General features: G+C 72.9%; 7 protein-coding genes. All 7 read right to left on the bottom strand.

The features are described 5' to 3' along the window. Positions 1 to 37 precede the first annotated feature (37 nt). Complete coding sequence (locus EUS26_RS15350) at positions 38 to 1,006, bottom strand: pilus assembly protein TadG-related protein (protein WP_130014708.1); 969 nt, start codon at positions 1,004 to 1,006, stop codon at positions 38 to 40. Then, the gene (locus EUS26_RS15355) at positions 994 to 1,359 is read right to left on the bottom strand and encodes a TadE/TadG family type IV pilus assembly protein (protein WP_130014709.1); all 366 of its coding nucleotides are present in this window, start codon (positions 1,357 to 1,359) and stop codon (positions 994 to 996) included. Before EUS26_RS15355 ends, EUS26_RS15350 begins: the two co-directional genes overlap by 13 nt. A gap of 204 nt (positions 1,360 to 1,563) precedes the next feature. Beyond that, a complete protein-coding gene (locus EUS26_RS15360) occupies positions 1,564 to 1,752 on the bottom strand; it encodes a Flp family type IVb pilin (RefSeq protein ID WP_130014710.1) in 189 nt (62 codons plus the stop codon). Positions 1,753 to 2,113: 361 nt separating this feature from the next. Further along, on the bottom strand, positions 2,114 to 3,433 hold the full coding sequence (gene ftsZ, locus EUS26_RS15365) for a cell division protein FtsZ (protein ID WP_130014711.1): 1,320 nt from the start codon (positions 3,431 to 3,433) through the stop codon (positions 2,114 to 2,116). A 126-nt stretch (positions 3,434 to 3,559) separates the two neighbouring features. Then, positions 3,560 to 4,348, bottom strand: coding sequence for a cell division protein FtsQ/DivIB (locus tag EUS26_RS15370; protein ID WP_130014712.1), 789 nt, complete (start codon positions 4,346 to 4,348; stop codon positions 3,560 to 3,562). After that, complete coding sequence (gene murC, locus EUS26_RS15375) at positions 4,345 to 5,853, bottom strand: UDP-N-acetylmuramate--L-alanine ligase (RefSeq protein ID WP_130014713.1); 1,509 nt, start codon at positions 5,851 to 5,853, stop codon at positions 4,345 to 4,347. Before murC ends, EUS26_RS15370 begins: the two co-directional genes overlap by 4 nt. Beyond that, positions 5,850 to 6,965, bottom strand: a complete 1,116-nt coding sequence (murG, locus tag EUS26_RS15380) for an undecaprenyldiphospho-muramoylpentapeptide beta-N-acetylglucosaminyltransferase (RefSeq protein ID WP_238149026.1) — start codon at positions 6,963 to 6,965, stop codon at positions 5,850 to 5,852. Before murG ends, murC begins: the two co-directional genes overlap by 4 nt. Positions 6,966 to 6,984: the final 19 nt, after the last annotated feature.

Raw genomic sequence — 6,984 nt, forward strand, 5'->3', positions numbered from 1 at the left:
GATGAACAGCAGAAGCGGAGTGGTGGAGCAGGTGCAGCTAGTCGATGAGAGTGACGACGGTGACCTCGGTGTCGTCATCACTGACGAGGTAGTCGTCGGGCGAGGCGACGTACTCCTTGAAGACGCCGGTGAGGCAGGTGTTGTGGTAGTCGGCGGTCGGTTTCGGCTTGGGGCCGCACGCCTGGCCGAGGGTCGAGCCACCGTTGCTCGGCTTGATCCCCGTCAGCTCGAGCGCGGCGAACCTCGTGACGCGGACCTTGCCGCTCGCGCCGGTGCCGATGTCGTCGTCGAAGATCGGGATGAGCACGGTCTCCCCGAGGAGGGAGGCGAAGTCGCAGCCGGAGACGGTCGAGGTGCCGGTCTTGGTGTCGACGTAGGCCCCCACGACGATCTCGACCTGGCACTCGACGGCGTGGTCCAGCCACCCGAAGGAACCGGGCGGGTAGTCCGAGCCCCAGTTGCAGACGCCGCCGTTGGCCTGCGAGCCGTTCTTGGGCATGTAGACGCTGATCTGCACCCCCAGCACCGGGCCGGCGGCGTTCTCGAAGTTGCACTGCGACACGGCGAGCGGCAGCATCGACGGCCCCTTCTGCGGCGCCCCCCACGCGGCGGTCGCCGTCGTCGTCAGTTCGGTGCTGTCGATGCCGAGCACGGGGAGGAACCAGTGGGTCTTGGTGCCGGTGACCGTCGCAGTCACCTCACGAGCCGACTCGTCGGCGTCCAGCTCGGTGTCGACACTGGCGGTCTCCGCCCGCACGTTGGCGACGCCGTAGGGACCGGCCACCGCGTCGATGCCTGCGCACCCGTTCTCACCGCACTCCTGCGCGGCGGCGAGGGCGGCGGCGTCCGCACCGTTCTGGAGCTCCTGGCGTTTGGCCATCGTGGCGCTGCCGTCGACGGCGAGCCCGGTGAAGCCGACCATGACGGTCAGGAGCAGGGCCACGAGCACCGCGGTGGCCCCGCGCTCCCGGTCGGAGCCGGCGAGGCGCTGGGTCAACCGCCGCATCGCATGACTCCTTCCCCGGTGAGGGTGATGGTGCCGCTGCCGAAGAGCCCGGTCAGCCAGTCGGCGTCGTAGGTCGCGACCACCCGGGCCTGGCCGCCGCTGTCGCAGGCGCCGGTGGCGGGGGTGACGGCCACGGCCGCCCCGGGGAAGATCTGCTGGGCAGCCGCCTGCGCGTCGGCCTGGTCGTTCTTGACCGCCATCTCGCGGGCCCCGTCCCGCGCCGCCGCGGCGAGGGTGGACTGGAGGAACCACAGCCGGCCGAACTCCGCGGCCCCGAAGACGAGCGTGATGAGCATCAGGGCGACGAGGGCGAACTCGACGGCCGCCGCTCCTCGCTCGCGCTGTGCGCTCATGACACGAACCTTCCAAGAATGCGACGAAGAGGTAGCCGGGCCGTCAATCAACAAGACTCGCCGGCCTGCCGGCCAATGTGCTCTGTCATCAAGAATGGAGGTCCCGACGAGAGCTTTGTCGGTGATGGGCGATCCATCGTTCCGAGACCAGCGCGCGTCCGGCACGACACTTCGTCGGGCCGGACGCGCGTCGGTGGCACAGCGTCAGAGCGAGGTCGCGACGCCGTCGAAGAGAGTGTCGAGGTTGGTGCCGATCAGGGCGACAGCGGTGATGATGACCGCGGCGATGAGGGCGACCATCAGGCCGTACTCGACGGCGGTGGCGCCGCGCTCCTTGTCGGCCTCCTCGAGGCGGGACTTCAGGGTGGCGAGGGCGAAGAAGATGCTGGACATGACGGACTCTCCTTGGGAGGGGTAGGGACGTCGCACCACCCCCCATGGGGGAGCTGAATGATGACGCCGGATTCCTGTGACGGAGGCACGTCCGGGACGACCCCGGTTCCGTACCGCCGGGTAACCCCGGCAGAAGAAGAGTGACACCCCGGATTCTTCTGCGCAAGTCTCTCGTTGAAGAACCAAGGTAACGGTTTGATAACGGCCTGCTGACCTGGGGTTCTTTACCTTCGCTATACCTCTGCCAGACCTGGTCTAGACCAGATCTAAAGGTTCGTCATACCTTCAACCACCTCGCAGAACTGCCCTCGCCGCGGTGCGGCGAGGGCAGTTCAGAGGGCCCGTCGGGGCCTCCGCGAGGTCACTTGAGGAAGTCTGGCACATCCAGGTCGTCGGAGTCCTCGAAGGTCACCTGGCGCGGCGGCTGCTGCACCGGTCGCTGCGGCTGCTGAGCGGAGCCGGCGTCGCCGTCGCGCTGCTGCTCGTCCGCGGTGCGCGTCGCGCCCTGACCGGTCGGCTGCGGCTGCTGCTGGCCGCCACCCTGGGTGGGGGCGCCGCCGCCCCCGGGGGCCGCCTGCCCTGCACTCCGCTGGGCGGAGTGGTCCGGGACCGGTCGCTGCTGCTGCGGCTGCTGCTGGCCCACCGACGGGCGCTGCTGGGGCTGCTGGCGGTTGGTGCCACCGGCCTGCACCTGGCCGAGCGCCCGGTCGTTGCCCTCTCCCCGCGCCTGGGGGGCGCCGCCGTCGAAGCCGGCCGCGATGACCGTGACCCGCACCTCGTCGCCCAGGGAGTCGTCGATGACCGCACCGAAGATGATGTTGGCCTCGGGGTGCGCGGCCTCCTGCACGAGGCGTGCCGCCTCGTTGATCTCGAAGAGACCGAGGTCCGAGCCGCCCTGCACCGACAGCAGCACACCGTGGGCGCCCTCGATGCTGGCCTCCAGCAGCGGCGAGGAGATCGCCAGCTCGGCGGCCTGCACCGCCCGGTCCTCCCCTCTCGCCGACCCGATGCCCATGAGCGCGGAGCCCGCCCCCTGCATGACCGACTTCACGTCCGCGAAGTCGAGGTTGATGAGACCCGGCGTGGTGATGAGGTCGGTGATGCCCTGCACACCCGAGAGCAGCACCTGGTCGGCGCTGCGGAAGGCGTCGAGCATCGACACCGTGCGGTCCGAGATCGACAGCAGCCGGTCGTTGGGGATGACGATGAGGGTGTCGACCTCGTCGCGCAGCGTGGCGATGCCGGACTCGGCCTGGTTGGCGCGCCGACGGCCCTCGAAGGTGAACGGCCGGGTCACCACACCGATGGTCAGGGCACCCAGGCTCTTGGCGATCTTGGCCACCACCGGCGCACCACCGGTGCCCGTGCCACCGCCCTCCCCGGCGGTGACGAAGACCATGTCGGCCCCGCGCAGGGCCTCCTCGATCTCCTCGGTGTGGTCCTCCGCGGCCCGGCGACCCACCTCGGGGTCCGCGCCCGCGCCGAGCCCGCGGGTGAGCTCCCGGCCGACGTCGAGCTTGACGTCGGCGTCGCTCATGAGCAGGGCCTGGGCGTCGGTGTTGATGGCGATGAACTCGACACCCTTCAGGCCGACCTCGATCATCCGGTTGATGGCGTTGACGCCACCTCCGCCGATGCCGACGACCTTGATGACGGCCAGGTAGTTCTGCGCTGCGGACACGATGGACCTTTCGGAACGGGTGCGGGTGCGATGCATCGATTGCGGTGCGTCACGCGAGCATACGCGCGCGGCGCAGACGGGTCCCTCAGCATGAACCTCGACCTCAGGTCGAAGGTCTGGGGTGGATCAGCCCGTGGCCTCGGGAAGCCCGGTGACGACCGGCGTGCCGGGGATCCGCACGTCGATGGTCATGGCCAGGGCGCCCTGGGGGTCGATGGTCTCCTGGCCCACCAGGGCGGTGACGACGTGCCACTTCTTCTCGTTGTCGGTGGGTGTCCCCCACAGCAGCGTGACCTGCCCGAGGTCCATCTCGACGGCCCCGTCCCGGTCCACCGAGGGGGCCCCGAGCTCGCCCTCGAGGGTGTCCGGGTCGGGGCGGGTCCGCCACATCTCGGCCAGGCCGGTGACGGTCTCCCGGTCCAGCTCGGTCGGGTCCGTGCGCAGCGAGATGAGCGGCAGCTTCTTGCTGGGCCGCTCGACCTGCTCGTAGAGGACGCCGGAGGCGTCCGCGAGCCAGGTGGTGCCGCCGCCGCGCAGCGCCAGCGCCGGGTCCCGCTCGGTCACCACGAGGGTGATCGACGAGGGCCAGTCGCGCTCGACCTCGACCGAGGCGATCCGGGGGTCGGCCAGCACCCGGTCGCTGACCCGGCCCTCCGACACGCGGGCCAGCGGTCGGCCGTGCGGGATCTGTGCCCTCTCCAGCGCGCTGGCCTGGACCTCCTCCCGTCCCCCGGTGACCTGGACGTCCTCGACGACGAAGGCGATCGAGAAGTAGAAGAGGAAGACCATCGCGGCCGCCGCGGCCAGGACCCCGCCGGTCCACAGGAGCAGCGCCCGCCGTCCGAGGCCGACGCGGCGTCCCCGCCGCTTCGTCCCGCCTGCTCGTCGCGACCGGCTGCGCCGCCCCACACTCATGACATCCCTTCCGGTGCGTGCTGCCTGCTCTCCCCCGTCGCGGGGTCCTGGCCGCGCAGGCGCTCCAGCAGCGCAGGGCCGACGCCGGTGACGTCACCGGCCCCGACGGTGACGACCAACGACTCCACGCCGTCCGCGAGCACCGCGGCGAGCGCGGGCGCCGCCGCGTCCAGCGAGTCGACTTCCACCACCCGAGGTGCCGCGGCGTGGCCGCGCAGACCGGCGGCGAGCAGCGCCGAGGTCACCCCGGGGTGGTCCTCCTGACGCTCGCGCGCGGCATACACCGGCAGCAGCACCACGACGTCGGCCTGCGCGAGGCCCTCGACGAAACCGGGGGCGAAGTCACGCGTCCGGGAGAACAGGTGGGGCTGGAAGGCGACGACCAGTCGGCGGCCCGCGGCGGCGCTCCGGGCGGCCCGCACCAGCGCCGTCACCTTGGGCGCGTTGTGCGCGTAGTCGTCGACGACCTCGACACCGTCGACCGCACCGACCCGCTCGAAGCGGCGGTGGACCCCGGCGAAGCGCTCCAGGCCGTCCACCGTCGCGTCCAGGGGCAGCCCCAGGCCAGCGGTCGCGGCCAGCAGTGCGGCCGTGGCGTTGTGGACGGTGTGCTCGCCCGGCGCCGGCAGCCGCAGGTCCACCGTCGTGCCCTCGGGCAGCGACGGGACACCCTGGCCGACGACGAGCGTGCCCGAGGCGGTCATCCCCTCCGAGCGCACGTCGCGCAGGAGGACGTCGGCGCCCTCCGTGCCCCAGGTGAGGACCCGCACGCCCGCCTCACGGGCGTGCCTGGCGAGCCGTGCCGCCCCCGGGTCGTCGACCGTGGTCACCAGCAGTCCGCCCGGGGCGATCGTGCCGACGAAGTCGCGGTATGCCGCCTCCACCGCCTCCACGTCGCCGTAGAAGTCGAGGTGGTCGGGCTGGACGTTGGTCACCACGGCGACCTGCGGCCGGTAGGTGAGGAAGCTGCCGTCGCTCTCGTCCGCCTCCACCACGACGGGGCCCTCCGGGGCGCCCGGCGCGGCGCTGACGCCGCTGCTGGCCAGCGGGGCGCCCAGGACGTAGCCGGGGTCGGCGCCCGCCGCCTGCAGGGCCGCCGTCGTCAGGGCGCTCGTGGTGGTCTTGCCATTGGCCCCGGCGACCGCCACCGCAGCCCGGCCGTGCAGGAAGGCGGCGATCCCCTGGGCGCGGTGCAGGACGGTGAGCCCGGCGGCCCGGGCCGCGGCCAGCTCGGGGTTGTCCTCATGGACCGCGCCGGAGACGACCACGGTGCGGGCGGCGCCCAGGTGGGCCGGGTCGTGGCCGACATGGACGCGGGCCCCGGCCCGCTCCAGCGCGCGCAGCGTCGGGCTGTCGCGCTGGTCGGAGCCGGACACCTCGACACCGCGGGAGAGGAACATCAGGGCCACCCCGGACACCCCGGAGCCGCCGATGGCGATGACGTGCACCTGGCCGAGCTCCTCGGCCCTCGGGACGTCGGCGGTGAAGTCGAAGCGCCCGCTCACCGGTCTGCACCTGCGGCGTCGAGGACGAGGTCGACCAGCCGGTCGGCCGCGTCGCGGTCGCCGTGCTCGGCGGCGGCCGTCGCCATGACCTCCAGCCGCGGGCCGTCCTGCAGCAGCGGCAGCACCACGCCCCGCACCCACCCCGGGTCGACCTGGGCGTCCTCGACGAGCAGGCCACCGCCGGCCTCGACGACCTCGCGCGCGTTGAGCCGTTGCTCCCCGTTGCCGATCGGCAGCGGGACGTAGACCGCCGGCAGCCCCACCGCGGCCAGCTCGCAGACCGTCCCGGCACCGGCCCGGCACAGGGCGAGGTCGGCGACGGCGTACGCGAGGTCCATCCGGTCGGTGTAGGGCAGGGCGCGGTAGCACGCGCCGGTCCGCGGGTCCTGGTCCGGGGCGGGCACGTCCTTCCCGGCGCCGGTGAGGTGCAGCACCTGCACGCCCGCGGCGAGCAGGTCGGCCCCCGCCGCGGCGACCGCCTCGTTGATGCGCTGCGCGCCGAGCGAGCCGCCGAAGACGAGCAGCGTGGGTCGCCCCTCGTCCAGGCCGAAGTGCACGCGACCCTCCTCGGCGAGCGCGGCACGGTCCAGGGTGCGGATCTCCTCGCGCAGCGGCAGGCCGACGCGGGTGGCGTGCGGCAGCTCGGTCGAGGCGAAGGTGGTGGCCACCCGTTCGGTGAAGCGGGCGCCCAGCCGGTTCGCCAGCCCCGCCCTGGCGTTCTGCTCGTGGATGACGATCGGCACCCCGGCCCGGCGCGCGGCGAGGTAGGCCGGGGTGGCGACGTAGCCGCCGAAGCCCACGACGACCTGGGCGTCGATCTCCCGGATGGCTCCCGCCGCCGCTCCGACGGCGCGGCGCAGTGCGCCGGGGAAGCGCAGCGCCCGGGCGTCGGGCCGGCGGGGGAAGGGGACCTTGGGCACGACGACGAGCGGGTAGCCCCGCTCGGGCACGAGCCGGGCCTCCAGGCCCTCCGACGTGCCGAGCACCCGCAGGTCGGCGTCGGGCACGCGTCGACGCAGCGCGTCCGCCGTGGCGAGCAACGGGATGACGTGGCCGGCGGTCCCGCCGCCGGCCAGCACCACGCGCACCCCGCTGCGGTCCGGCGCGCTCACCGCCGCCCTCCCGCCGCGG

Source organism: Serinicoccus sediminis (genome assembly GCF_004153545.1).
Lineage (GTDB): Bacteria > Actinomycetota > Actinomycetes > Actinomycetales > Dermatophilaceae > Ornithinicoccus > Ornithinicoccus sediminis_A.